The 26,916-nt window shown below is 66.9% G+C and carries 23 protein-coding genes; 4 read left to right on the forward strand and 19 right to left on the reverse strand.

Annotation, left to right across the window (positions count from 1 at the left end):
• Positions 1-13 precede the first annotated feature (13 nt).
• The 5 genes from AKI39_RS23200 to AKI39_RS23220 all read right to left on the reverse strand — a co-directional run bounded on the left by AKI39_RS23200 (position 14) and on the right by AKI39_RS23220 (position 6,620).
• Positions 14-1,342: an ABC transporter substrate-binding protein gene (locus AKI39_RS23200; protein ID WP_066641344.1), complete on the reverse strand. Its 1,329-nt coding sequence runs from the start codon at positions 1,340-1,342 to the stop codon at positions 14-16.
• An 87-nt stretch (positions 1,343-1,429) separates the two neighbouring features.
• Positions 1,430-2,494, reverse strand: coding sequence for a branched-chain amino acid ABC transporter permease (locus AKI39_RS23205; protein ID WP_066641346.1), 1,065 nt, complete (start codon positions 2,492-2,494; stop codon positions 1,430-1,432).
• 32 nt (positions 2,495-2,526) lie between these two features.
• Entirely contained in the window at positions 2,527-3,456 is a 930-nt protein-coding gene (locus AKI39_RS23210; RefSeq protein ID WP_066641348.1) for a branched-chain amino acid ABC transporter permease, read from the reverse strand.
• Between the two features lie 22 nt (positions 3,457-3,478).
• Entirely contained in the window at positions 3,479-4,228 is a 750-nt protein-coding gene (locus tag AKI39_RS23215) for an ABC transporter ATP-binding protein (protein WP_066643665.1), read from the reverse strand.
• Positions 4,229-4,646: 418 nt separating this feature from the next.
• Positions 4,647-6,620, reverse strand: coding sequence for an AMP-dependent synthetase/ligase (locus tag AKI39_RS23220; protein ID WP_066641350.1), 1,974 nt, complete (start codon positions 6,618-6,620; stop codon positions 4,647-4,649).
• A 199-nt stretch (positions 6,621-6,819) separates the two neighbouring features.
• Here AKI39_RS23220 and AKI39_RS23225 point away from each other — a divergent pair, with 199 nt between their 5' ends.
• Entirely contained in the window at positions 6,820-7,506 is a 687-nt protein-coding gene (locus tag AKI39_RS23225; RefSeq protein WP_066641352.1) for a Crp/Fnr family transcriptional regulator, read from the forward strand.
• Positions 7,507-7,637: 131 nt separating this feature from the next.
• Here AKI39_RS23225 and AKI39_RS23230 read toward each other — a convergent pair whose 3' ends face one another.
• From AKI39_RS23230 to AKI39_RS23255, 7 genes are all read right to left on the reverse strand, one after another.
• On the reverse strand, positions 7,638-7,934 hold the full coding sequence (locus AKI39_RS23230; protein ID WP_066641354.1) for a hypothetical protein: 297 nt from the start codon (positions 7,932-7,934) through the stop codon (positions 7,638-7,640).
• Positions 7,935-8,199: 265 nt separating this feature from the next.
• The gene (locus tag AKI39_RS23235) at positions 8,200-8,922 is read right to left on the reverse strand and encodes an ABC transporter ATP-binding protein (protein WP_066641355.1); all 723 of its coding nucleotides are present in this window, start codon (positions 8,920-8,922) and stop codon (positions 8,200-8,202) included.
• Positions 8,923-8,936: 14 nt separating this feature from the next.
• Positions 8,937-10,871: a branched-chain amino acid ABC transporter ATP-binding protein/permease gene (locus AKI39_RS23240; RefSeq protein WP_066641356.1), complete on the reverse strand. Its 1,935-nt coding sequence runs from the start codon at positions 10,869-10,871 to the stop codon at positions 8,937-8,939.
• Positions 10,872-11,108: 237 nt separating this feature from the next.
• The gene (locus AKI39_RS23245; RefSeq protein WP_066641358.1) at positions 11,109-11,981 is read right to left on the reverse strand and encodes a branched-chain amino acid ABC transporter permease; all 873 of its coding nucleotides are present in this window, start codon (positions 11,979-11,981) and stop codon (positions 11,109-11,111) included.
• 165 nt (positions 11,982-12,146) lie between these two features.
• A complete protein-coding gene (locus tag AKI39_RS23250; RefSeq protein WP_066641359.1) occupies positions 12,147-13,376 on the reverse strand; it encodes an ABC transporter substrate-binding protein in 1,230 nt (409 codons plus the stop codon).
• Positions 13,373-13,621 carry a hypothetical protein gene (locus AKI39_RS25660; protein ID WP_145925360.1) on the reverse strand — a complete coding sequence of 83 codons (249 nt, stop codon included), beginning with the start codon at positions 13,619-13,621 and terminating at the stop codon, positions 13,373-13,375. Before AKI39_RS25660 ends, AKI39_RS23250 begins: the two co-directional genes overlap by 4 nt.
• A 305-nt stretch (positions 13,622-13,926) precedes the next feature.
• Positions 13,927-14,550, reverse strand: coding sequence for a LysE/ArgO family amino acid transporter (locus tag AKI39_RS23255; protein ID WP_083229155.1), 624 nt, complete (start codon positions 14,548-14,550; stop codon positions 13,927-13,929).
• 80 nt (positions 14,551-14,630) lie between these two features.
• Here AKI39_RS23255 and AKI39_RS23260 point away from each other — a divergent pair, with 80 nt between their 5' ends.
• Positions 14,631-15,533 carry a LysR family transcriptional regulator ArgP gene (locus tag AKI39_RS23260; RefSeq protein ID WP_066641361.1) on the forward strand — a complete coding sequence of 301 codons (903 nt, stop codon included), beginning with the start codon at positions 14,631-14,633 and terminating at the stop codon, positions 15,531-15,533.
• Between the two features lie 233 nt (positions 15,534-15,766).
• A complete protein-coding gene (locus AKI39_RS23265) occupies positions 15,767-16,297 on the forward strand; it encodes a copper chaperone PCu(A)C (protein ID WP_066641363.1) in 531 nt (176 codons plus the stop codon).
• A 29-nt stretch (positions 16,298-16,326) separates the two neighbouring features.
• On the opposite strand, the gene AKI39_RS23270 is transcribed toward AKI39_RS23265, so the two are convergent.
• Complete coding sequence (locus tag AKI39_RS23270) at positions 16,327-17,298, reverse strand: Bug family tripartite tricarboxylate transporter substrate binding protein (RefSeq protein WP_066641365.1); 972 nt, start codon at positions 17,296-17,298, stop codon at positions 16,327-16,329.
• Positions 17,299-17,467: 169 nt separating this feature from the next.
• Positions 17,468-18,190, reverse strand: a complete 723-nt coding sequence (locus tag AKI39_RS23275; protein ID WP_066641367.1) for a YggS family pyridoxal phosphate-dependent enzyme — start codon at positions 18,188-18,190, stop codon at positions 17,468-17,470.
• A 119-nt stretch (positions 18,191-18,309) separates the two neighbouring features.
• Here AKI39_RS23275 and AKI39_RS23280 point away from each other — a divergent pair, with 119 nt between their 5' ends.
• Complete coding sequence (locus AKI39_RS23280; RefSeq protein WP_066641369.1) at positions 18,310-19,554, forward strand: aminotransferase-like domain-containing protein; 1,245 nt, start codon at positions 18,310-18,312, stop codon at positions 19,552-19,554.
• Positions 19,555-19,618: 64 nt separating this feature from the next.
• On the opposite strand, the gene AKI39_RS23285 is transcribed toward AKI39_RS23280, so the two are convergent.
• From AKI39_RS23285 to AKI39_RS23305, 5 genes are all read right to left on the reverse strand, one after another.
• Complete coding sequence (locus AKI39_RS23285) at positions 19,619-21,460, reverse strand: S8 family serine peptidase (RefSeq protein ID WP_158515207.1); 1,842 nt, start codon at positions 21,458-21,460, stop codon at positions 19,619-19,621.
• Between the two features lie 137 nt (positions 21,461-21,597).
• Entirely contained in the window at positions 21,598-23,010 is a 1,413-nt protein-coding gene (locus AKI39_RS23290; protein WP_083229156.1) for a four-carbon acid sugar kinase family protein, read from the reverse strand.
• A 51-nt stretch (positions 23,011-23,061) separates the two neighbouring features.
• Complete coding sequence (locus AKI39_RS23295) at positions 23,062-24,327, reverse strand: ribulose-bisphosphate carboxylase large subunit family protein (RefSeq protein WP_066641376.1); 1,266 nt, start codon at positions 24,325-24,327, stop codon at positions 23,062-23,064.
• A 7-nt stretch (positions 24,328-24,334) separates the two neighbouring features.
• Complete coding sequence (locus tag AKI39_RS23300) at positions 24,335-24,874, reverse strand: VOC family protein (RefSeq protein WP_066641377.1); 540 nt, start codon at positions 24,872-24,874, stop codon at positions 24,335-24,337.
• 13 nt (positions 24,875-24,887) lie between these two features.
• Positions 24,888-26,786, reverse strand: coding sequence for a TRAP transporter large permease (locus AKI39_RS23305; RefSeq protein WP_083229015.1), 1,899 nt, complete (start codon positions 26,784-26,786; stop codon positions 24,888-24,890).
• Positions 26,787-26,916 lie beyond the last annotated feature (130 nt).

Raw genomic sequence — 26,916 nt, forward strand, 5'->3', positions numbered from 1 at the left:
CTTTCCGATCAACTCACCCCTGCGACTCGCAGTTGACGGGGGTGATGTTCTTCTCCTTGGCATACTTGGCGGCGGCCTCCTTCACCAGCGGGTCGACCATGCCCTTGTCCGCCTGGTACCAGTCGGACACCACCTTGAACTTCGCGCCGTCCCACTGCACGATGCGCGCCCAGTCGGCGCCCAGGTGATTGGCGCACGAAGTCTTGACGGGACGCATGATGTCGCCGAAGCCCAGCTGGTTCAGCCTGTCCTGCGTCAGGTTCAGGTTCTCGAAACCCCAGCGCACCTGCTCCGGCGTCATGGATTTTCCCTTGCCGTATTTCTCCTGCGCGGTGCGGATGGCCTCGACCTGCAGCATGGAGATGATCATGCCGCGCATGTGGGCAATGGTGCCCATCGAATTGCCCGTCTTGTCGCTGCCCTCGCCCTTGTCGTAGACGAACGTCTTCAGGTCCTTCGATACCTTGCCGGGTTCGCCGCTGTTGTGGATGGTGATGGCGTTGTAGCCCTTGGCCACGCCGGCCAGATCCTTGACGTCGCCTTCCGAGCCGGCCCACCAGATTGCATAGATCTTCTCGCGCGGGTAGCCGCTGGCCTGCGCCTCGCGGATGGCCGTCGGCGTCATGATGCCGGCGCTCCACAGCAGGACGTAGCTGGGCCGTGACTGCCGTATCTGCAGCCACGTGGACTTTTGTTCCACCCCCGGCGCGGTGACCGGATACAGCAGCAGTTCGAAGCCGTCCTTGGCGGCGCGCCGCTGCAGCAGCGGGATGGGCTCCTTGCCGTAGGGCGAATCGTGATAGACCAGGGCGATCTTCTTGCCCTTGAGGTTGCCGCCCTCTTTCTTGGCGATGTCCTGGATCATGACGTCGGCCGCGGTCCAATACGTGCCCAGCAGCGGGAAATTCCACGGGAAGATCGAGCCGTCCACCGCCTGGGACAAGCCGTAGCCCACCGTTTCCACCGGCACCTTGTCCAGCGGCGCCTTGTCGCTGACCGCGAAGGTGATGCCCGTGGACTGCGTATCGAAGCCGGACGCGCCGGTGGGCGGATGCGTCTTAAGGCGTTCATAGCACTCCACGCCGCGATCCGTGGCGTAGGCGGTTTCGCACTCCTCGTAGGTGAGCTTCACGCCGTTGATGCCGCCATCGCGGGCGTTGACCAGCTTCAGGTAATCCAGCTTGCCGTCGGCCCACGGTATGCCCAGCGGGGCGAAGGAGCCGGTGCGGTAGACCAGCAGGGGGACGAACTGCTCGTCCGCCCAGGCCGGCTGGCTGGCCGAACCCAGCACGGCCGCGGCCGCCGCGGCGATTGCCGCGAGTCGAATCTTCAAGCGCTTCATGTCCAGCTCCTCCTGGGGTGCGCGGGACACCGGGGTGTCCGGTGTGGCGCTGTTATGTAATGGGTATGCGTCCATGCGGCGCATGGGTCAATGCGGGAACGGCCACATGCGCAGCTTCTCCTTGCCTATGCTCCACAAGCGCGCCAGGCCATGCGGCTCGGCGATCAGGAAGAACACGATCAGGGCGCCGAACACCATGTGCTCGATATGCGAGGCCGTGTCCACCGGCAGCGGCAGGCCCAGCACGCGCGGAATATTCGTCAGCAGCACCGGCAGCAGCACGATGAAGGCGGCGCCGAAAAAACTGCCCAGTATCGACCCCAGCCCGCCGATGATCACCATGAACAGCAGCTGGAAGGACCGCGTCAGGTCGAAGGCCAGGGGCTCCCAGGCGCCCAGATGGATGAAGCCCCACAGCACGCCGGCCACGCCGACGATGAAGGAGCTGACGGCGAAGGCGGTCAGCTTGGCGTACATCGGACGGATGCCGATGACCGAGGCGGCCACGTCCATGTCCCGTATCGCCATCCACTCGCGCCCCACCGCGCCCCGCACCAAATTCTTGGCCAGGAGCGAGAAGACCGCCACGACCGCCAGCACGAACAGGTACTTCTGCACGGAGGTCTGCAAAGGCATGCCGAAGACCTCCAGCGGCGGCACCGACACGCTGCCCGAGGGCGAATAGTTGGTGAAGTAGGGAATGCGCAGGAAAGCCCAGTCGACGAAGAACTGTGCCGCCAGCGTGGCCACCGCCAGGTACAGCCCGCGGATGCGCAGGCTGGGGATGCCGAACACGACGCCCACCGCGGTGGCGCAAAGGCCGCCCAGCACCATCTGCAGCAGCAGCGGCATCGCCGGCATGCGCACGCCGAAATTCCAGGCGGCGTACGCGCCCACGGCCATGAAGGCACCCGTGCCCAGCGATATCTGCCCGCAATAGCCGACCAGCACGTTCAGCCCCACGGCCGCCAGGGACAGGATCAGGAAAGGGATCAGCAGGGCGCGCAGGAAGTAGTCGCTGGCCAGCAGCGGAACGGCCACGAAGGCCGCGATCAGCAGCACGGCCACGAACACTCGGTCCTGCCGGATCGGGAAGATCTGCTGGTCGGCCAGATAGCTGGTCTTGAATTGTCCGTTTTCGCGATAAAGCATGACGCTTTCCTTGCGGTTCCGTGGCCGGGGACCTAGACCCTGTCGATGATCTTCTCGCCGAACAGCCCCTGCGGCCGGAACAGCAAAAAGCCCAGGGCCAGGACGTAAGCGAACCAGATCTCGATGCCGCCGCCCACCATGGGCCCCAGGTACACCTCCGATAATTTCTCGCCCACGCCGATGATCAGCCCGCCCAGGATCGCGCCCGGTATCGAGGTCAATCCGCCCAGGATGACCACCGGCAAGGCGCGCAGGGCGGCCGTGGACAGCGTGAACTGCACGCCGAATTTCGATCCCCAGATCACGCCCGCCACCAGGGCCACCAACCCGGCGACGCTCCACACCACGACCCAGATCCGATTCAGGGGTATCCCGATCGACTGGGCGGCCTGGTGGTCGTCGGCCACCGCGCGCAAGGCGCGGCCGGTGCCGGTGTACTGGAAGAACACCGCCAGCGCGGCCACCAGCAGCGCCGCGATCACGGCCGCGGTGAGATCCTCGAGATTCAGCAGCAGGCCGCCTTCGAATACGCGATCCAGGATCATCGCGGGATCCTTCGGCATGCCGACATTGATGGAGTACACCGAACTGCCGAAGGCGATCTGGCCGGCCCCGTCCAGGAAATAGCTGATGCCCAGGGTGGCCATGAGCAGCGTCGTCGCTTCCTGGTTCACCAGATGCCGCAGGACCAGGCCTTCCACCGCCCGCGCCAGGACCACCATCAGGACGGCGCTGACGGCGAACGCCAGCACATTGGCCAACAGCGCGCTGTCGAAGCCTAGCCAGCGCGGTATCCATTCCGAAAAGCGCGCCATCGACAGCGCGGCGACGAGCACCATCGCGCCCTGCGCGAAATTGAAGACGCCGGACGCCTTGAAGATCAGCACGAAGCCCAGGCCGATCAGCGCGTACAGCATGCCGCTCATCAGGCCGCCGAACTGGGTTTCCAGGAAGAATCCCACCGCGTTCTCCTCGTTTCCGCCGTCAGTGCGGCACGCCCAGGTAGGCGCGCACCACGTCCGCGTTGGTGCGCACCTGCTCCGGGTCGCCGTCGCCGATCTTGCGGCCGTAGTCCAGGACCACGACGCGATCGGAAATGTCCATGACCACGCCCATGTCGTGTTCGATCAGCACGATCGTCGTGCCGAACTCGTCGTTCACGTCCAGGATGAAGCGGCACATGTCCTGCTTTTCCTCGATGTTCATGCCGGCCATGGGCTCGTCCAACAACAGCATGCGCGGCTCCATGGCGAGCGCGCGGCCCAGGTCCACCCGCTTCTGCAGGCCGTACGGCAGGCGGCCCACCGGCACCTTGCGGTAGGCCTGGATTTCCAGGAAATCGATGATGTTCTCGACGAACTCGCGATGGCGCACTTCCTCGCGCGCGGCCGGCCCGATACGCAGCGCCTGCGCGAGCACGCCGCAGTGCATGCGCAGATTGCGCCCGGTCATGATGTTGTCCAGCACGCTCATGCCCTTGAACAAGGCCAGGTTCTGGAAGGTGCGCGCGATGCCCATCTCGGCCGCGCGTCGCGGCGTCATGCGCGCATAACGCTTGCCCTGGAACACGATGGCGCCCTGCTGGGGGGTATAGACGCCATTGATGACGTTCAGCATGGAGCTTTTGCCCGCACCGTTCGGCCCGATGATCGCCCGTATTTCATGTTCGCGCACGTCCAGGGAAATATCGGTCAGCGCCTTCACGCCGCCGAAGCGCAGCGAGATGTTCTGCATGTCCAGGATCACCCCGCCGATCCGCCGCGCGCGGTCCGGATGAACGCTGCGGGAAACCTGCAGAACGTCATCGGCGACGACCTGGCCGTCGGCCGGATGAACGGGAATGGCGGCGCTATATCCCATATCAGTCATCCATGGCACCAACTGCAACCCGCATCGCATAAAGCCAGCGTCGCCCCCTTGAGGGGGAAGCGCGCAGCGCTTCCGGGGTGCGCCCCATCCCACCTCTCGCCGCATGACACAGGCCTCCCCCTGACCGCGGACGCCGCGGATCCGGCTTCGCCGGTCCGCCAGCGTCGCCCCCTTGAAGGGGGAAGCGCGAAGCGCTTCGGGGGTGGGCCTTCCCTCCGGTCCGCCAGCGTCGCCCCCCTTGAGGGGGGAAGCGCGCAGCGCTTCGGGGGGTGGGCCCTCGCCCTCATGCAGCCTTCCGGGCCACGGGCGGATAGTGGCGTACGTCGCGGATGGGAAGGTCGGCGGCGATGCAGCCCACGCGCCCGTCCTCGAACTTGACCTCGGTTTCGATAAAGCGCGACGGGCTGCCGTCGAACAAGGCCTCTACCAGCGTTGCGTATTTCTGCGCGATGTAGGCACGCCGCACCTTGCGGGTGCGCGTCAACTCGTCATCGTCCGGATCCAGCTCCTTGTGCAGGATCAGGAAGCGCCGCACCTGCGACGCCGCCAGGCGGGCATCTCGCGCCAGCTCGGCATTGGCCTTTTCGATGCAATCCGCGATCAGGCCATAGACCTCCGGCTTGCCCGCCAGGTCGGTATAGCCGGCATACGGCAAGCCGCGCCGCTCCGCCCAGTTGCCCACGGCTTCCAGGTCGATATTGACGAAAGCGCATACGGCATCGCGCCCCGCGCCGAAGGCCACGGCCTCCTTGATATACGGAAAGAACTTGAGCTTGTTCTCGATGTACTTGGGTGCGAACAGGCTGCCGTCGGCCAGCTTGCCCACGTCCTTGGCCCGATCGATGATCTTCAGGTGGCCGTCGCTGTCCAGGAAACCCGCATCCCCGGTATGAAACCAGCCCTGCGCGTCGCGCGCCGCCTGCGTGGCCTCGGGATTGCGGTAGTACTCCTTGAACAGGCCGGGGCTATGGACCAGGATCTCGCCGTTGTCGGCAACCTGGATGCGCACCCCCTCGACCGGCGGCCCCACCGTATCGGCGCGCACCTGTCCATCCGGCTGCACGCACACGAAGACCGACGTTTCCGTGGACCCGTACAGCTGCTTCAGGTTGATGCCGATGGAGCGATAGAAGGCGAACAGATCCGGTCCGATGGCCTCGCCCGCCGTGTAGGCGACGCGCACGCGGCTCATGCCCAGGGCGTTGCGCAGCGGGCCGTAGACCAGCAGGTTGCCCAGCGCGTACAGCAGCCGGTCGCTCGCGCCGACATGCCCGCCATCCAGGATGCGCACGCCGACGCGGCGCGCCAGCGCCATGCAGGACTGGAACAGGCGCCGCTTGAGAAAGCCGGCGTCCTCCATGCGGATCAGCACGCGCGTCAGCAGGTCTTCCAGGATACGCGGGGGCGCAAAGTAATACGTGGGACCGATATCGCGCATGTCGATGGCGACGGTGGCGGGCGATTCCGGATGATTGACCGTGAACCCGGATACCAGCAGCTGGGTGTATGAGAACATGTTCTGGCCTATCCAGGCGGGCGGCAGGTAGGCCAGCACATCTTCCCGGTCGGTCAGGTTTTCCATGGCCGCGATGGCGCGCGCGCGGTCGATCAAGGCGGCGTGGGTCAGGACGACGCCCTTGGGCTTGCCGGTGGTGCCGGAGGTATAGAACATCGCCGCGGTCTGCTCCGGCCGCACCGCCCGCGCGCGACGCTCGAAGAATCCCGGATCGCGCTGCGCCGACTCTGCCCCCACGCGCAGCAGTTCATCGAAGGACATCAGCAGCGGATCGCTGTAATGGCGCAGGCCGCGCGGATCGTCGTAGACCACGTGGCGCAAGGCAGGGCACTGGTCGCGAACCTCCAGCATCTTGTCCACCTGTTCCTGGTCCTCGGCCACGACAACACCGATTTCCGCATCGCGCAGGACATAGGCCATTTCCTGCGCCACGGCGTCCTGGTAAAGCGGCACGGGGATGGCCCCCAACGTTTGGGCAGCCATCATGGCGATATACAGGCGCGGGCGGTTTTCCCCCACCACGGCGACGTGCTGACCCGGCTCGACGCCCAGCGCCGCCAGCCCATGGACGACGCGGTCGGCCAGATCGGCCACCTGCGACCACGTCAGGGTTTGCCAGATACCCAGGTTCTTTTCGCGGATGGCGGGGCGCGCCGCGCGCAGGCGCGCGTGCAGGAGCAGCAAGGCGGGAAAGGTATCCTCCGTCAGCCCCGGCGGGGTTGCGGCCTGGGATTGCGCCACGTCGTCTCCTGTTTGTGTGGGCGCCTGCACGCCCGGCGCGCCCGCTGTAGCGGGTGCGAGGTACGGAAGACGCAAAGCGCGCATTTATGGGGTGCCAGCTGCGCTTTAACCTGCGGTTAAGGTATAAGCTTGCACCAGGCCCAACTGTCGCGATCGCGACAATTCAGGGCGATTCAGGGACGATTTAGGGTATATCCCGATGCAAGTAATCGACTCCTTGCAATTGGCTGCCGCATGGTTTCGCCTGCTTACCCCAGGCGAGCAAGCGCGCGTGCAGAAAGACCTGACGGTGCAGCAAGTGCCCGCGGGCACGATCATCGAGCGCAAAGGGCAAATGGCCCAGGCCTGGATCGGCGTGCTGGCCGGGCTGGTGAAGGTGTCGGTAGGCAACGCGGAAGGCAAAATGGCCTCCCTGACCGGCGTGCCGGCGGGAGGCTGGTTCGGCGAAGGCTCCCTGTTGAAGCACGAAGCGCGCAAGTACGACGTCGTGGCGCTGCGCGATTCGGTCATCGCCCGGCTACCGGCCGCCACCTTCGAATCGCTGCTCGACAGCAGTATTCCGTTCAATCGCTACCTGCTGCAGCTGCTGAACGAGCGCGTGGCGCAATTCATCGGAAAAGCGGAGAACGACCGCCTGCTCGACGCGGACGCGCGCGTGGCGCGCTGCCTGGCCGAACTGTTCAATCCCATGCTGTATCCGGGGATGGGCCTGCGCCTGAGCATCACGCAGGAAGAGGTCGGTTACCTGGCGCGCGTGTCGCGCCAGCGGGCCAATCGGGCATTGTGCAACCTGGAACGGGCCGGCCTGCTCAAGGTGGAATACCGCGGCGTGCGGGTGTTGGACCTGGAAGGCTTGAAGGGGTACGAGACGGCACAGCGGAAGTAGGGATTCCGGGAAAAACCACGGAACCCTATTCGCACGCGCACGACGCACGTCCTTGCCCGCCGCGTGCCGGTGGCACCGAACGCCCATCCCCTCTTGCCGGCCGAGTCTCCATGACAGTCGATCCTTCCTCCTTATCCGTGCCAGGTGTCAGCCAGGCGTTCTGGCAGCCTTATGTACCGACGGCCGGCCAGGACCACGCCGTCGAAGCGAGGGACACCGCGCCCATGCCCGGTTTGCGTTATTCGCCGCAGCTGCACGGCAGCCATGCCGATTTTCGTCGAAGCGAGAATTTCGCGCGATACAGGGAAGAGATGCGCGATAGCCTGTCCTTTCTCGTGGACTTCTGCCGGCGGCATGACATGCCGGATACCCACGCCATAGAGGAAAACTTCAACACCTTCTTCAGCCACCGCTTTCTCGATCACCATTATTTCGATACCCGCGCTGAAATCGTCGACTCCGTCGGCAAGCGTTCATTGGACGAGTTCTGCGCTTGCCGCTTTCTCGGCGATGCTGGCCGATCCCGCAATCCAACCCCACATCGGACAGCCGCTGCTCGATCAGCTTATGGGTGGACCAGAGAACGCGTGATCCACGGGGCTTGCAGTCCTTTCCCCGCATCGCTCTCAGGGGCTGGCCGTATCCTGCACGCCGATGCGCACGCCGGATCGCTGCCGGTGTTCCGCCATGGGCTCAGTGGCTGCTACCCAGGTAGGCGGCCACCACGGCCGGGTCGCCTTTCAGTTTCTCCGGCGTGCCGTGCACGGAGATGCGGCCGTTCTCCAGTACGTAGCCATAGTCCGCCACGTTCAGCGCGGCCGCGGCGAACTGCTCCACCAGCAGCATGGTCACGCCCTGCGACTTCAGGCGGGCAATGATGCGGAACACTTCCTCCACGAGGATGGGTGCCAGTCCCATCGACGGTTCGTCCAGCAGCACCAGCTGGGGATTCAGCATGACCGCCCGCGCCATCGCCAGCATCTGCTGTTCGCCGCCCGACAGCGTGCCGGCCAGTTGATCGCGCCGCTCCTTCAGCCGGGGGAACAGGTCCATCGCGCGATCCAGGTCGGCCTGCACGTCCCCGCGCGGCCGGCTGCCCGTCAGGCGGGGATAGGCGCCCAGCAGCAGGTTGTCCGTGACGGACAACGTGGGAAACACGCGCCGCCCTTCCGGCGAGTGCGCCAGGCCCAGGCGCGCGATGCGATGGGATTCCAGGCCGTCGATGCGGCGGCCGCCCAGGGTGATCTCGCCTGCGCTGGGCTTGATCATGCCCGACAGCGCCCGCATGGTGGTGGTCTTGCCGGCCCCGTTGGACCCGATCAGCGTCACCACCCTGGCCTGGGGCACCTCCATGCTGATGCCGTGCAGCACCTTGACCTTGCCGTAGCCAGCTTCCAGGTTCTTGATCGATAACATACCGGTCTTCTCCTTTACGCCGTCACCGCGCCGCCCAGGTAGGCTTCCACCACGCGGCTGTCCGCCTGCACCTGCGCCGGCTGCCCTTCGGAAATCTTTTGCCCGAAGTCCAGCACCGACACCGTGTCGCACACCCCCATCACCACGTCCATATGATGTTCGATCAGGATCAGGGTGATGCCGTGGTCGCGCACCTTGCGGATGATGTCGAGCAGTTCGGCGATGTCGGGAGACGTCAGCCCCGCCGCGGGCTCGTCCAGCAGCAATAGCTGGGGATCCAGCGCGAGCGCGCGGGCGATTTCCAGCAGGCGCTGCTTGCCATACGGAAGATTGCGCGCCTCTTCTGCGGCAAAGGACTGCAGGCCGACGAATTCCAGCAAGGCCAGGGCGCGCGCGCGGGCGCCGCTTTCTTCGCTCTTCCAGCGTGGCGTGCGCAGCGCGATGTTGGTCAGGCCCGTTCGGAAGCTGTGATGCAGGCCGACCAGGACATTTTCCAGCGCCGTCATTTCGCCGAACAGCGCCACGTTCTGGAAGGTGCGCGCGATGCCGGCGGCGGCGATCTCGGCGGGTACCATGCCGGCCAGCGGTCGGCCCTTGAATTCGACCGTGCCGCCCGTCGGCACATAGATGCCGGTCAGCACGTTCATCATGGTGCTCTTGCCCGAACCGTTGGGGCCGATCAGGCCGTGTATGGTCCCGCGCCGGACCGTCAGGTCGACCTGGTTCAGGGCCTTCAGGCCGCCGAACTGCATCACCACGCCCTTGGCGTCGAGCAGGATATCGCCCGCTACCGCGCCGGCGGCCGCGGCCTGCGGCACGGCCTCGATGCGGTCCGCCAGCGCCTTGCTGACCGCCAGTGCCTTGCGTCCCGTATGGAAGAACAGGCCGCGCACGAAACCCACGATACCGTCGGGCAGGTAGTAGACGACGAACAGGATCATGGCGCCGAAGATGGTCAGGCGCCAATCCGTCAGTGCTTCCACCCAGAACGAGAAGACGGCCAGCAGCACGGTGCCGGCCACCGGAATGGCCATTTGTCGCGACGTGGCCCGGCCCTGGGCAATGGCGATCGCGGCACCCAGCGCCATCAGGATCGCGAGCGTCAAGGCGATGGCGCGAAAGGTGGAGATGTCGTCCAGCATCTTGGGCAGCAGCACGACGATGGCGGCCCCCAGCAGCGCCCCGACGCGCGACTTGCGCCCGCCCATGATGATGGCCAGCAGGAACAGGATGGTGAGTTCGAAGTTGTAGGTATTGGGCGAGATGTATTGTTCCGAATAGGAATACAGCGCGCCCGCCAGCCCGGCGAAGCCCGCGCTGATCACGAAGGCCACCACCTTGTAGCGGTACACGGAAACGCCCATGCAGTCGGCCGCGATGGGGCTGTCGCGCAAGGCTTCGAAGGTACGCCCGATATGCGACTTCAGGATGCGGTGCACGACGACCAGAGACAGGACCAGCAGCACCGCCACCAGCCAGAAGTACTCCTGCTTGGTCAGGACATGGCCGTTGAAGGACGGCTTGTTGATCTTGATGCCCAGCGGCCCTTCGGTCAGGAAGGTCATTTCGTTGATCAGGATCTGGATGATGGTGCCGAATGCCAGCGTCACCATGGCCAGGTAGGGGCCGGTCACGCGCAGCGCCGGCAGCGCCAGCACCGCGCCGAAAGCCGCCGCGATCAGCACCGCCGCGGGCAGGATGATGCCGATCGGCATGTGCAGATGGAAAACCAGCACGCCGGCGACATACGATCCGATCCCGAACAGCCCCGCATGCCCCAGCGAGACCTGGCCGGTATAGCCCACCACGATATCCAGCCCGAACAACAGGATGGCATAGATCATGATGGTCTCGACCAAGTGCAAGTAATAGGGATTCGACACCGCCAGGGGCAGCCCGGCCAGCACCGCGATACCCACTATCGAAGCCGCGAAAGTCAGGGATCTCATATCAATCATCCATTACGCTTTACGCCAGCCGCATCGCAAGAAACAGGTGCAGCCGACCGGGGACGCCGCAATCCGGCTCGACAAGGAAGCGCACCGCGCTCCGGGAGCACCTCCATCACAGCCTCCGCAAGAAACAGGTGCATCTGACCGGGGACGCCGCGGATCCGGCTCCGCCGGTCCGCTGGCGTCGCCCCCTTGAGGGGGAAGCGCGCAGCGCTTCGGGGGTGGGTCTCATCCCTATACTTTTTTTATCGCCGTCTTGCCGAACAGGCCGGCGGGCTTCATGGCGAGCACGAGCAGCAGCAGCACGAGGCCCGGCACGTCCTTGTAGCCGGTGGACAGGTAGAAGCCCGTGGTGGTTTCCGCGATACCCAGGATCAGCCCGCCGACAATCACGCCGGTGCCGCTGGACAGGCCGCCGATGATGGCCACGGCAAAGGCCTTCAGGCCCAGCACGGCGCCCATGGTGGCCCCCGTCAGCGTCAAGGGCGCGATCAGCACGCCCGCGAAGGCGGCCGTCAGGGACGACAAGGCATAGGACAGGGTGATGACCAGGTTGGTGTTGATGCCCATCAGGCCCGCCGCGGCGCGGTCCGCCGACGTGGCAACGAAGGCCTTGCCATAAATCGACTTGCGATTGAACAGCTCCACCAGCAGCATCATCGCCAACGCGCCGACCACCACCAGCAATTCCATGGGCAGGACGTTGGCACCGGCCAGCTGGATGGGCGACATCGGCAGCGGCGAGGGAAAAGGCAGGTCGTCGCGGCCCCAGACGTTCTCCGCGACGTTGCGGAATATGATGCCCAGCGCGATGGTCGCCATGATCCAGCCGAATTCCGACCGCGTCTTGATGGCCGGCCGGACGCCCACGCGTTCGACCAGCGCGCCCTGGACGAATCCGAAGAGGCAGACCAGCGGGATCATGACCCAGTAGTTCACGCCCAAGCCCACGAGGGAAAGACCCACGAGCGCGCCCAGCATCAGCGCCTCGCCCTGGCCGAAGTTCAGCGTGCCGGAGGTGGCGAAGGTGAGCTGATAACCGAAGGCGATCACGGCGTAGATCATGCCCAACGCGATGCCGCTATAGATGAGCTGTAGAAGAATCATGGGACTTCCACAAAAAAGGAACATCGCCGCCACGACAAGCAGAGACGGCGCCGTACCGGCATGCCCGGCCGCGGCTTCGGCGGACCGGACCCGTGTCCCGCCGCGGTATCCGCAGCCCGCCGGCCATGGCCTTGGCGCCCGCAACCGGCGCCAAGGCCACCGTATTTATTTCGCCGGCGCCGATGCGACCTTGGCCGCGGCGTCCTTTTTGCGCGGCTCCGCGGTCGCCTTGAGATCGTCCGGATACGCATAGACCACCCGGCCGTCCTTGACTTCGCCGAACACCACCAGGTTGGGCGTAATGGCGTCGTGATCGTCATGCGTGAAGGGATGGTCATAGGTCATGACCACGCCTTCCACCGGCGTCTGCAGGTTTTCCAGGGCCGCGCGGATCTTCGGGCCATCGGTGGAATTGGCCTGCTTGATGGCCGCGGCCAGCAGGTAGATGGAGTCATAGCCCTGCGCCGCCGATACCGGGGAATCGATGCGATTGTTCTTGGGCTTGAATTTCGCCAGGTAGGCGTCGATGAAGGCCTTGCGCTTGGGCGTGTTGGGTTCCTGGATGAAGGTCTGCGGCATGCGCGCGCCGCTGCCGTTGGCGCCGGCGTTGTCGATGTAGTTGGCCATGGACAAGGTCCAGCTGCCGATCATGGGAACCTTCCAGCCCAGCTTGGCCATTCCGTTGGCGATCTGGGCCAGCTCCGGGCCGATGCCGTAGGTCAGGACGGCTTCGGCGCCGGCCTGCTTGGACTTCAGCAATTGCGCCGTCATGTCGACGTCCTTGATATTGAACTTCTCCACGGCGACGGCCTTGACGCCCTTGGCCGCCAGCGCCTTTTCCAGGTCTTCGCGGCCGAGCTGGCCGTAATTGGTGGAATCGGCCAGGATCGCGACTTTCTTATAGCCGTCGCGCACCACCGCTTCCTCGACGATCATGGGCGCCTGGATGCTGTCATGCGCCGCGTTGCGGAACACGTAGTTTTCCGGATCGTCGAACTGGTGCGTGATGATGCTGCCGGTCGCGACATTGTTGAAGACCGGGATCTTGGCGTCCTGGTAGAAACGCTGCGACGCCAGGGCCACGCCGGTATTGATGAAGCCTACCGTCGCGACCACCTGCTCCTTGTTGATGAGTTCCTGCGCGATCTGTACGCCGCGTTCGTTCTTGGCTTCGTCATCGCGCTCGACCAGTACCAGCTGCCGCCCCAGCACGCCGCCGCTCTTGTTGATTTCTTCCGCGGCCAGGCGCACGCCATCGCGCATGCTGACCCCCATGGACGAAGACCCGCCGGTATATGGGCCGGACACGCCGATCTTGATGGGGTCGGCGGCGTAGGCGCCGCCGGCCAGTGCGAATGCAAGGGTTCCTACCAGCAATTTTGAACGATGATTCATCGTTGTCTCCGTTGTCGATATCGATGCTGCGTTGGAAAACCGGGGATGGTGCGTTCAGCGGCGGTGGCGAAGCTCCTGACAAAGAGGCGAGCGATAGCCACCGCGGATGGCGCGGCGATGGAGCTAGGGAAATGGGAAGCGCGGATCGAAAGGCGGAAGGTGATCGCCGCGGTGTAGGCGTACGGCCCGTGCGGCGCGATGATGGCGGCGCCCGTATGCTCGTCTTCCGCGATGGCGGAAACCATGCAGTCTCCCTTGGTCTTCTTGTATGGGCGGGCGCCGTGGACGCCATGCCGCCGTGTTCGACGCGCGGCCGCTCTGGACGCGCTGCGCACTCCGCGTCCAATGATAGTGAGCGCGCGTCAAGCGCTCAATGCCGGTTGCATTAGGGATTGCCCGCGCGCCGAAAGTTTGGCGTAAGTTCTATCGCGGCGGTGGCCCGGCGTGCCGGGCTCATGGGCCTGATGGTCGCGCTTATGTCGTGATGCGAGCCAAAGATGTGGACGCGACGCGTATATCGCCCGCCCTTGCTTGGCTCACGACGCGCGCATCACAACACGCGCGCCAGCAGCCTGCATGCAAGCGCACCCATGATGACGGCGACGCCGCCGTCCAGCACGCGCCATGCGCGCGGGTCGCGAAACAGCGGCCGCAACAGCCGCGCGCCGCCGCCCAGGACCAGCAGCCACAGCGCACTGGCCGTGATGGCGCCCGCGGCGTAGGCCGCCGCGTTGCGGCCGAAGGCCTGCGCGAGAGACCCGACCAGGATGATGTCCAGCCAGAAGTGCGGGTTGATCAGCGTGAAGCCCAGCGCCGCCAGCACGGCGGCACGGCGCGTCGCCGCGACCTCGCGCGCGGGCACCAGGACATCGCCGGCGAACCAGGCGCGATGGGCCGCACGCGCCGCGTAGATCGCCAGGAACGCGGCGCCGGACCAGGCCATGGCGGGCATGATCCACGCCGCCTGGTCCGACAGCGTGCGCCACGCCAGCACGCTCAGCGCGATACATAGGGCATCGGCCGCCGCGCACACGGCCAGCACGCTGCCGACGTGGGCGCGCTGCAAGCCCTGGCGCAGGATGAAGGCGCTTTGCGCGCCCACCGCGGCGAACAGGCCAAGGCCGGTACCCAGGCCGGACGCCCAGGGCAGGAAGAAGGAGAAGGTGGCGTTCATGATGAGGGCCATTCTGGCTTGCGGCGTACATAAAGAAAAGCTAATGTTCCTAAACCATATTTAGCGGCGCTAATCACACCATGAACCTCGACCATGCCCAGTTGCGTGCCTTGGCCGCCGTCGTGCGCGAAGGCAGTTTCGAGCGCGCCGCGGCCGCCCTGCACGTCACGCCGTCCGCCGTGTCCCAACGCATCAAGGCCCTGGAGGACCGCGTCGGGCGCCTGCTGGTGCAGCGGACCACGCCCACCGCTGCCACGGCCGATGGGCGGGTTCTCGTCCAATTGGCGGAACACGCCGCGCTGCTGGAACACGATGCCTTGAACCGCCTGGGCGTGGCCGAGGACACGCCGCGGGCCATGCTGCCCATCGCGGTCAACCATGACAGCCTGGAAACCTGGTTCATGGACGCGGCGGTGGCCTTCGCCGGACGCACCGGCGCCACGCTCGATCTGCGCGCGGAAGACCAGGACCATACGGCCGAACTGCTGCGCGGGGGCGCCGTGATGGGCGCGGTCACGACGCTGGCCGAGCCGGTGCAGGGATGCCGGCTGCATGCGCTGGGCAGCATGCGCTACGCCGCGACGTGCAGTCCGGAATTCCACGCGCGCCATTTCGCCGACGGCGTCGACGCCCGATCCCTGGCACAGGCGCCCGTGCTGGTCTACAACCGCAAGGACGCGCTGCAGGGCCGCTTCGCGCGGCGCATCATGCGCAATGCCGCGTGGCAGCCACCGGTATGGTGGCTGCCCTCCGCGCGGGCCTTTGTCCGCGCCTCGCTGGCCGGACTGGGCTGGACCATGAATCCGTTGTCGCTGGTCCAGGCCGAGTTGGACGCCGGGCGGCTGGTGCTGCTGCGGGCGCGCGCCTTTGAGGACACGCCCTTGTACTGGCAGCATTGGCGCGTGGCGTCGGACACCATGGCGGCGCTGACCGATGCGGTACTGGCGGCCGCACGCGGGCTGATACGGCGGCGCGCGGCGTGACAGGCCGCGCACCGGGCAGGGACATGGGACGCGGGGATGGCGCGCAGGCGGGTCGGCGCGGCCGGCGGTGGGAGACTGAAGGCGGCGGCCGGATGACGGCGGGGACGTTTCAACGCCCCGGATAAAGCCCGGTGAGTACACTATGCACCCACGGCCATCCGCCCCTGCCTTGCCGGCACCGGCCACGCCCGGCGCCTGTCCGCGTAAGGCCCCGACCATCCCTGGAGACTCGCATGCTGTTTTCCCGCCTGGCCCTCGCCGCCACCGTACTGGCCCTGCACGGCACCGCGATGGCGCATGACTACAAGATCCGCGACATTGAAATCGACGATGCCTGGGTGCGCGCCACCGCGCCGGGCCAGCCGGCCGGCGGCGGCTATATGGAAATCGAAAACGACGGCACCACGCCGGACCAGCTGATCCGCATCAAGTCCGACGCCTCGGAAAGGGTCAGCATCCACCAGACCGTCACCAGCAATGGCGTGGCGACCATGCGCGAGGTCGATGGCGGCGTCGCCGTGCCGGCCAAGGGCGAAGTCAAGTTCACGCCCGGCGGCTATCACATCATGTTCGAAAAGCTGAAGGCCCCCTTCAAGGAAGGCATGGAAATCCCCGCCACGCTGACCTTCCAGCGAGCAGGCGACGTGCAGATCGTATTCAAGGTAAAGCCGCTGACCTACAAGGCGCCGGCCACGGGCGAGCACATGGATCACGGCGGCAACATGGGCAATATGGGTGGAATGGGCGGCCACATGTCGCACTAGTCTTCCGCCGGACCGGCTATCACCCGGGTCTACTCGAGCTTGATATTGGCCTTCTTGATCACGCCCGCCCACATCGCGCGTTCCTGCTCGGCATAGGCCTTGAATTCCGCGGGCGGCATGGGCATGGGGATCACGCCCATGTCCTGCAGCTTGCCGGCCACTTCGGGCTGCGCCAGCGTCTTCTGCAAATCGGCGCTGAGCTTTTTCACCACCCCATCCGGCAGCCCCGCCGGCCCCACGACGCCCTGCCAGGCGTAGGCGGTGAAGTCCGTCACGCCCTGCTCGGCCATGGTGGGCACGTCGGGCAGCAATGCAAGCCGCTGCGGCGTGGCCGCGGCCAGCACGCGCAGTTTGCCCGCCTTGACGTTGGGCAGGCCGGCGGCAAGATCGATGAACATCATGTCCACCTGGCCGCCGAGCAGGTCCTGGATGGCCGGCGCCGCGCCCTTGTAGGGCACGTGCAGCATATCGACACCGGCGCGCTGCTTGAATAGCTCCAGCGCCAGGTGGTGCGGCGAACCGGAACCGGCGGAAGCGACCGTCAGCTTGCCCGGCGTGGCCCGCGCGGCAGCCAGCACGTCCGCGACGGTCTTGTAGGGTGAATTCGCATTCACGGCCAACAGCAAAGGCAGCTTGGCCAGGCCGCCGATGTATGTGAACTTGGCGGGGTCATAGGACAGCTTGGCATACAAGGAAGGGTTGTAGGCCAGGGTGCCGGAGTCGGCCGTGCCCACCATGTCGCCGTTGGGGGCGGCCTGGGCGATGGCCGTCGCGCCGATGATGGTGCCGGCACCGGGCCGGTTTTCCACGACGATGGTCTGGCCCAGGGACTTTTCCAGCGAACTGGCGACCGTGCGCGCGACGACGTCGGAACCGCCGCCGGCGGGATAGGGCACGATCCACCGTATGGGTTGCGTCGGCCAGTTCTGCCCGTACGCGGACGTGACGGCGGCGGCGCCCAGCGCAGCCATCATGGCCGCGCGCCTCAGGATTGCGTGCATGGTGTTATCTCCGTGGCGCCCGCGTCGAAACGCGCGGGTCGGCGCCCATTATGCCGACAAGCCCGGAAAGCGCGCCATCCGGTGTAGCAAGCATGGCGCGCCGCCGGCCGATGCGCACGGCCGCGGATGGCCGGGCGTCGCCAGCTCCCCGCTGGATCGCGGGCCCCGATCAGACCTCGGAGGCGCCGTAGTCGCGCGCGCCGAACAGCGCGCTGCCGATGCGTACCTCCGTCGACCCTTCCTCGATGGCCAGTTCGAAATCGCCGCTCATGCCCATGGACAGCCGCGTCATGTCGACGCCTTCGATCGCTTCGTCGCGCAGCCGGTCGCGCCAGCCGCGCAGGGCGCGAAAGCAGGCGCGGACCGCTTCGGGATCGGCCGAATTGACCGCCAGCGTCATCAGGCCGCGTACGCGCAGGCCGGCATAGTCGCGCGCCAGGGTGCGGACGAAGGCCGGCAATCCGGCCGGATCCAGGCCGTATTTGCTGGGCTCGTCGGAGGTCTTGACCTGCACCAGCACATCCAGCGTCCGCCCCTCCTGCTGCAGGCGCCGGTCCAGCGCCTGCGCCAGGTCCAGGCGGTCCAGCGACTGCACTTCGGCGGCCAGCCGCGCGGCGTCCTTGGCTTTGTTGGTCTGCAGATGGCCGATCACCACCCAATCGATGGGGCAATCGGCCAGCGCGGCGGCCTTGTCGCGGATCTCCTGCATCTTGCTTTCGCCGAAGCGGCGCAGCCCCAGCCCGGCGGCCGCGCGGATGCGGTCGGCGCCGAACGTCTTGCTGACCGGCAGCAGGGCAACCTCGCCGGGGTCGCGGCTGGCACGGTCGCAGGCAGCGGCAATGCGGGATTGCAGCTCGGCCAGGCGCGTTGCGAAAGTGTCAGAGGTCGGCATGAGTGGAATCGGCAAGGTTGTTAACGATCATTAGCAGTTATCAAGGCGCTAGTTTAGAATCTTCCGGCATCCGGGCCGCCCCCAGGCGGCATCCCATTCCTGGACCAGCGCACACCACCATGTCGCCCCCTTCCGTGCCCGACTACGCGTTCGCGGCGCCCTTCCGTGTCCCCGCCACGTCCCCCATCCGCTCGCTGGCAGTCTACGCGAACCGCCCCGGCACGATCAGCATGTCGGGCGGCTATCCCGCCACGGAATTATTCGACGTGGAAGGCCTGAACGCCGCGTCGGCCAAGGTGGGCGCGCGGCTGTCCAGCTGCCTGCAGTACTCGAATATCGACGGCCAGGCGTCCTTGCGCGCGCAGCTGGCCCGGCTTTCGGAGGAACGCGGCATACGCTGCGATCCCGATACCGAACTGGCCGTGACCGGCGGTTCGCAGCAATCGTTGGCGCTGCTGGGCCGTGTGATGCTGCAGCCGGGCGATGCCGCCATCATCGAAAGCCCCTGCTTTCCGAATTCGCGCCAGGCCCTGCACTACACCGGCGCCACCCTGCACACGGCGCCGTCCGGACCGGACGGCGTGGACGTCGACGCGCTGGAGGAACTGGTCCAGCGGGTCAAGCCCAAGCTGGTCAGCGTGGTCGCCACCTTCTCCAATCCCTGCGGGGCCACCTTGAGTCTCGAACGGCGCCGGCGCCTGGTTGAACTGGCGGCACGGCATCGTTTCCTGCTGGTGGAGGACGACCCCTACGGCGAACTGCGCTTCGAAGGCGTAACCATTCCGCCGCTGCTGGCCCTGGCCGAGGGCGAGGCGCGCGATTGGGTGGTGTATATCTCCAGCATGTCCAAGACCATGGCGCCGGCGCTGCGCATCGGCTGGATGATCGCGCCGGCCGAGGTGCGACGGCGCTGCGTCAGCGCCAAGGCGTCCGACGATATGGCGTCGTCGGCGTGGATACAGGAAATCGTCGCGCAATACGTCGAGGACGGCCGCTATCACGTCCATGTGCCGCGCATCCGCGCCGCCTACGCCGCGCGTGCCGCCGCCCTGGCCCAGGCTCTGACGAAGGAACTGGGCGAGCAGGTGACCTTCCGCAAGCCGCAGGGCGGCATGTTCTGCTGGGCGCGCCTGAACGGCGACATCGACAGCACACGACTCCTGCCTTACGCCATCGAACACGAAGTGGTTTATGTTCCCGGCAAGGCGTTCTATATCGACCCCGCCCAGGCCGACATGCAGGCGATGCGGCTGTCCTTCGCCACGATGAACGAAGAACAGATCCGCACCGGCATCGTGCGTCTGCGCCAGGCGCTGCAAGCCTGTGCCGAGGGCAAGGCCGTGACAGTGGCCCTGCCGGCATAGCGAGGGCCGCAACCCGCAAGCGCGGCTTGCGCGCCCGCGCAAGCCGCGCGCGGGCACGCCGGCCTCAATGCCCCAATACCTGCAGATCCCAGGACAACAGGGAAGCCTGGTCGGCGCGAGGATCCCGGACATCGACGACCTGGAGCTTCCATTTGCCCTTGGCGTTCTCGTCCAGGAAGGCATTGGTGGCTACCCGGTTGATCGAAAAAAATTCCTTCACGTGGGACCCGTCGGTCGACTCGAAGTTGTGCGAGAAGCGCGTGAGTCCGGTCAGCGGCGGCAGGACGATGCTGCGCGTGCCCGAAGGAGATACCAGGGCGATACGGAGATTGCGCGGTGTTTTGTGGGTGGTCTGCAAGCGGATCTGCACCGCCTCCACGCGCATGTCGCGCTCGAAGCGCATCGCCGAATAGCCGGCGCTTTCATCGCGATAAGGGATGGGCACGGGCTTGCCGGTGGTGCGCTGCCAACCGGAATCGATGGCGGGCGCAAGCCCGCGGAAGTCGCGCGCGGCGTCCACGGCGCGCTTGGCGTCCACCAGGCCGAAGCCGTACCAGTTGCTGAACGGGCGCTTGGCGGCATTGACGACCCAGCCATCCTCCAGCGTCATGCCTTCCCACTGTATGGGTTGGCGTTCGGCGTCCACTTTGCGTGCCGTAATGGCCAGCAGGTACTTGATGTCGCGCCACGTCAGCGCGGGATTGACCTGCAGCATCAATGCCGCCACGCCGGTAACGGTGGGCGCGGCCGCGGATGTGCCATTGAACAGGCCCGTATAGCGGCAGTCGGGATTCAGCTCGGACGGCGCGCCGGTCGCCATCCCATTGATGAACCTGTCCGGTCCCGGGTTATCCGAGTATTCCCAGCCCCAGCTGCAGTCCGTGACATCCGGCGCGATGATCGCCGCCCCGTGGATTGCGTTGTCCGGCATGTGCTTGTCGTATCGCGAAACATAACCGCCCTTCTCCCGGCCGAACTCCCCGCCCAGTCCGGAGACCCAAAGCGAGGAGCCTGTCCGCGAGTAGGAGGACTTCCGGCCTTCCGCGTTCACCGCGCCCACGTTGACCACATTCCAGCGGGAAGCCCGGACGTCCGTGTTGGCGGACATGTACCCTACGTCGGGCCGGGCGTCGTTCGCGCCGGCCTTGGCGCGCCGTCCCGGGCCGCCTTCCATGAATTCGTTCCCCGCGGCTCGCACGATCAGGGAAGCATCCTGTTGGGCATCCTTGAAGACCTTACGCTTGCGATAGGGGTCGAACATATTCTGCTTGGCGCCGAAGCTCTCGTTGATCAGCGCTGGACGAGGATGCATCCGGGCTTCGAATCTTCCCAGGTCCAGGATCTTGGCCTCTGGCGCGACACCGCGGCCTCCTTTTCCATTGCCGCCTACCGCCGCGATGATGCCCGCGACGCTGGTCGCATGCGAGGACGGTTTCCAGTCTGATCCGGGCCGGTAATCACGGGCGGGCAGCACCATGTTGTCGGCCAGGTCTTCATGGCCGGCATGGATGGTCGCCATCCGGGGCTCGCTCACGCCCACGACGACGCCTTTACCGGTGACGCCGGTGCGGTGCAGGTTGCCGATGTTCAGGTCGACGCCGGGCGTGGGCCTGTCCCGCGCAATTGCGTGCTGGCCTCTGTTCTTCAAATGCCACTGATACCGATAGAGCGGATCGCGTCCCTTGAGCGGCGCATTGCCGATCGCATCCAGCGGCGGGTCGTCCGTCGACGGGGCGGACGGCACGTCCGGCCGGGACGCCTCCGCGTTCTCGAATTGCCGCGCGGCATGCGAGGCCGCGCCATCCAGGGCAAGCGCCGGGCCGTCTCGGCCATCCGAAACGGGCACCGATCCAGCGACGCCGTCGTTCGTCGCCACGGGGGAAAGTAGGGAGAAAGTCGCTTGCATGAGGCCTACCGGTGGAAGAGGCCGCGTAAGTGCGCGATGGCGGGCGATCGTCCCAAAAAAGGCGGGCAAACGGCCAAATATCGGACCAGTCCTACAAAACAGGCACGCAGGAAGAAAATCCGCCCGCGCGGGCGGCGTCATCCTGCGTCGGCGAGCAGCTCGACGAACAAACCGGGGGGCCCCATTTGCCCGCCTTTGAGCATCAATTCCACCTGATCGGCGGAATGCCCTGGCGCGTGGACGCGGCAGACGGCCACGCCAGGACTGGGCGCGTAGGCGAAGGTCAGCGCCCGCGCGCCCCAGGATTGCACCGCCAGGCTGGACGTATCTCCACCGGCAAAGCCGGCCCGCGCCAAGGGATGCCGTGCCAGCACGTCCGTCATCAGGCGGCCGCAGGCCTCGGCCAGCGCACGGGTAAAGCCCGGCCGCGAAGCGCCGCTGTCGTCGCTCGATGTGCTGTGCGCCACCACGCTGCGGCCCTCGCGCAGCGCCTGGACGATGCGGTTCGCCAGCGCCTGGGCGTAATCGCCATCGCGCCCGGCCATGGCCGCCGCATCCAGGACCAGGGAGACGAAACCGGCCTGCTCCGCCGCGGCGACCTGCCGGGCCGTGATGGGAGAGCGGCTGCCGGCGATGATGAAGGTCTGGCTTACCGGACGCCCGGCGGCCGGTAAGCCGCCGGGGGCCGAGGCGGCCGCCGGCGCGATGGACCCGTCCGACCCCGCGCCGGCCATGTCGGCCGTGTCGGCCGCCAGCAGGGCCTGCACCGCGCCTGTCGGCCCCACGGTCAGCAAGGGCCCCTGGCCCATGGCTTGCCGATGCCATAGCAAGGCGCCGATGCGCCGCAGGTCCGCCGTGCGCGCCACGTCGAACAGCACGGCCGGCGCGCCGGCGCCGATCAGCGCATCCAGTCGGGCCACGCGGGCCGACTCGTCCTGCGCCAGCATCTCCGTATCGAAGGACGCCACGCCCGCCAGCCCTTGCCGTGCCAGGTGCACGCGCAGGTCGGCTTCGTCCATGGGCGTGACGGGATGCCGGCTCATCGTGGGATGACGGTCCAGGCGATACACCTGTCCACCCTGGCCGGCGCGAGCGTACAGATTGGCGAAGATGCAGTAGCGCCCCAGGTTGGGCTGCCCGCCGACGATATAGGCCGGCCGCGTCCCGAGTTCACGCCAGGCGATGGCGACCGCATGGCCGATGCTGCCGATGTGGGGTGCGCTGTCGAAGGTCGAGCAGGTCTTGTAGTGGACGACATCCGCTCCCGTGGCCGCCAGGCCGCGCAAGACCCGCGGCAGCGCCTGGTCCATTTCGACGGGCGACATGGCGCGCGCCGTGCCGGCCACGCCGACGCAATCCAGGGGACCGAAACAGGCCAGGTCGTCGGCCGTGGGGACATCCAGGAACAGCGCCGCGCGCCAGCCGGCCGACACCACCGTCGCCAGCGTGTCGGTGGATCCGGTGAAGTCGTCTCCGTAATAGGCCAGCCGTACGCGCGGCGGCCTATCGCCGTGGTGCGCCGCCTCGCCTTTCGTCGTGCCTATCGGCATCCGCGCCATCCTTTTCCGCATCGCGGCCCGGCCCCGCAGGCGGACACCGCTTCAACCATAGAAAGCCAGGGCCCGCGCCAGCGCGGGGCGATCGCGCGCGAAGTCCGGCAGGGGCACGCCGGCACGCGCGGCGTCCCAGGCGTCGCGGATGCTCTGCACGCCCGCGGCGGCGCCGTCGGGATGGCCCAGGATACCGCCGCCCGACAGGAATATCAGGTCGTCGCTGCCCAGCCCGGCGAAGGTGGCCGGCACGGTGCCGGCCCACTGCCCCGAGGAAAACACCGGCATGACGGCATCGCCGCCCGCCATGGGCGCCAGGCAGGCGCGCGCAGATGCGATGACGCTCTCGTCGCTTTCGTAGAACTTGCCGCCCAGTCCGTTGACATGCAGCTGGTCCACGCCGGCCAGGCGCCACAGTGCCTGGTAGGCCGGAAAGGCGATGCCCAGCGCGGGATGCCGCGACATCATCGCCATGCCGTTGCGATGGCCGTGGATGGCCAGCGGCGTGGTGCGTCGCAAGGCCTGGATGGCGCTGTAGCCGCACCAGTTCAGGCTGGCCATGACACAGGTGCCGCCGGCGGCTTCCACGCGCGCGGCGTGGCCGCGCATGGCGTCCAGGTCGTCCGAGATATTGAAGGCGTACATGACCTTGCGCCCCGTGCGCTGGGCATGGTCGTTGATCACCCGCATGACGGCCTCTACTCGCCGCGCCAGCGGCGAATGCGGCGGGTTGGCCATGCATTCGTCGTCCTTGATGAAATCCACGCCGGCCTCGCACAGGCCGGCCACCACGCGGGCCGTTTCCTCGGGCGTCATGCCGACGTTGGGCTTGATGATGGTCCCCAGTATGGGACCATCCCGGCGGCCGGCCAGCGCCCGCGTTCCGTCCACCCCGTGGCGCGGTGCGTCGAACAGCCGGACGTAGTCCGCCGGCAGATCCAGCGCAAGCAGCTTGACGCCGGTCATCTCGCCCAGGTCGTAGATATTGCCGCCCACCGTGGCCGCCAGCGTCGGCAGGTTCGCGCCCACGTTGTCCACCGGAAAGGACACCGTGATGACAGCCTGCCGGAAGGGTCCCTGCACGCCACGCCGCGCCAGGAAGGCATTGGGCAGGCTGGGCGTATCGGCGACGCCGGTCTGCTCGATGGACTGGACGATGGCGCGCGAACGGCGGCGCAGGTCGTCGGTTTCGCCGGCCACCCGCACGAAGGTGCCGCTGGACTGCTCGCCCGCCAGGACCTCGGCGGCCTGTTCCAGCGGAAAGGGAGTTTCGATGAAATACGTGGCGCGGAAATCGCGCCGCTGGGTGTCCGTCATGGCGCGTCTACAGCGTGGAAAGATCAGGAAAGGGGCGCACGGGATCGCTGCCGTCCCAGCCGATGGACGCCTCGCGGATCATGCGGAACAGGCGGCCCTTGGGACCGGCGATTTCGGACAGTTCGATGACCGTGCCGGGATGGGTTTCGGTTTCGTAGTAGACGTAGCGGCCGCGTTCGCCGACCTCGCCGCTCATGCCGACCTTCAAGCCGTGCTGCGCCAGGCGGCGCACGTCCTCGTCGAAGTTTTCCGTCCAGTACGCCAGGTGCTGCAGGCCGGTGTGGCCGGCGTCCAGGAAGGCCTTGTACATGGACGGCGCGTCGTTGCGCTGCTGGATCAGCTCGATCTGCAGCGGCCCGGAATTCGCCAGCGCCACGGAGACCTCGATGGGCGAGGGCTGGCCGCGGTACATGAAATTCCTGACCGGCACGCGGTCGGCGTAGAACCACGGGCCGATGCCCAGCGTCTCGCTCCAATGCCGCATTTCCTTATGGATATCGCGCACGACGTATCCCGCCTGCCGCACTTCGCCGAACAACCGACTCATGGTTACACCTCGATCAGAGAAAGCCCGTGGAGATCCACGGAATGAATGCCACCAGCACCACCCCCGCCGCCAGCGCGGCCAGGTAGCCCCACATATACGGCATGGCCTCGTCCGGGCTGACCTTGCTGATGGCGCAGGCGCCGTAGTAGCCGACGCCGAACGGCGGCGCGAACAGGCCCAGCCCCATCGACAGGATGACGACCATGGCGTAGTGCACTTCGTTGACGCCGACGGCCCGGGCGATGGGGAACAGAAGCGGCCCGAACAGCACGATGGCCGGGATGCCTTCCAGCACGCTGCCCAGGATGACGAAAGCCACGATGGACACGACCAGGAAGCCGGCCGTGCCGCCCGGCATGCGGCGCATGAACTCGGCCAGGTCCTGCGAAAAGCCCGACTGCGTCAGGCCCCAGGCCATCGCGGTCGCGGCACCGACGATGAAGATGATGGCGCCCGACAGCGCCGCCGTATCCAGCAGCATCGAGGGGATGCGGCGCCAGTCGAAGCGGCGGTACAGCAGCAGGCCGGCCAGCACCGAATAGGCGATGCCGATGGTGGACACTTCCGTGGCGGTGGCCACGCCTTCGACCACCGCGGCGCGGATCAGGAAAGGCAGCAGCAACGCCGGCACGGAAACGCAGAACAGCCGGGCGATCTCGCGTCCGGGGGCGCGCCGCACGCCGGACAAATCCTCGCCGCGGCTGCGGCGCCAGACGATGACCGCCAGCGCCAGGCCCAGCGCGACGCCGGGCAGCATGCCGCCGGTGAACAACGCCGCGATCGATACCCCGGTCACCGAACCGATGGTGATCAGCACGATGCTGGGCGGTATGGTTTCGGTCTGCGCGCCGGTGCAGGACAGCAGCGCCGCCAGATTGCCCGGCCGCGCGCCGCGCTGCTGCATTTCCGGGAACAGGGCCGGCGCCACCGCGGCCATGTCGGCCACCTTGGAACCCGATATGCCGGACACCAGGTACATCGCGCCGATCAGCACGTACGACAGGCCGCCGCGCACATGCCCCAGCAGGCTGGCCAGGAAGCCGATCATGGCGCGCGCCATGCCGGTCATTTCGATGAGCAGGCCCAGCAGGATGAACATGGGCACGGCCAGCAGGATCAGGTGCGACATGCCCTCGTCCATGCGCCCCACCATGACCATCAGCGGCGTATGCGTGGTCAGCGCCAGGTAGCCGAAGGTGGCCAGGGCGAAGGAAAACGCGATGGGCACACCCAGGAAAACATTGGCCGCTACCAGCCCGACGAAGAAGACCAGCAGGTTCGCCTTGCCCAGCGTCGCCAGCACCGGCTGTGCCAGCAAGAACAACCCGGCGATGATGGCAACGGTGGCCACCGCGCCCGCCACCTGCCGCCATGAGCCCGCGCGCGCCAGGCGCAGCAGCGCGAAGGCCGTCATCAGGACGAAGCCCACCGGCAACGCCGCGGCGCGCCACGCGTTCGATATTTCGAGCGCGGGCGTGGTCACGACGGCTTCCTCGTTGGCGTATTCCCAGGCGTGCGGCAGCACCATCAGCATGAAGCATAGCGAGGCGGCGATGGCGGCCACGTCCAGCCAGGCCCGCGCGGCCGGCGAGGCGCGCGACACCAACGCCGTCATGCGCATATGTTCCCCGCGCCGCAGCGCCACCACCGCGCCCAGCATGGACAGCCACAAGAACAGGATGGACGCCAGTTCGTCGCCCCAGACCAGCGGCGAGTGAAAGACATAGCGCGCGATCACGCCCGCCAGCAGGACGACGATTTCGGCCAGCACCAGCAGCGCCGCGGGGACTTCGACCAGCCGTCCCAAGGCGCGGTCCAGCCCGTCCAGGCGACGGGCCGCCGCGCCGCCGGACGCCGCGGGCCGCGCGTCTTTCAACGCGTCCTTCGCATAGTAGCCAGCGTGTGTCTGCATATCGCCTCCGCCAGGGGCCGGCGCGGCAGGCCGTCCGGCCCGGCCGCGCCGCGGCCTGATTCATCTTCCCGTATTCGTATACGCGCGCCTCGGCGCCTTGCCGCGGCCCCTCCGGGCCGCCGGGCTGGCC

Origin of the sequence: Bordetella sp. H567, assembly GCF_001704295.1 — a bacterium.
GTDB lineage: Bacteria > Pseudomonadota > Gammaproteobacteria > Burkholderiales > Burkholderiaceae_B > Bordetella_C.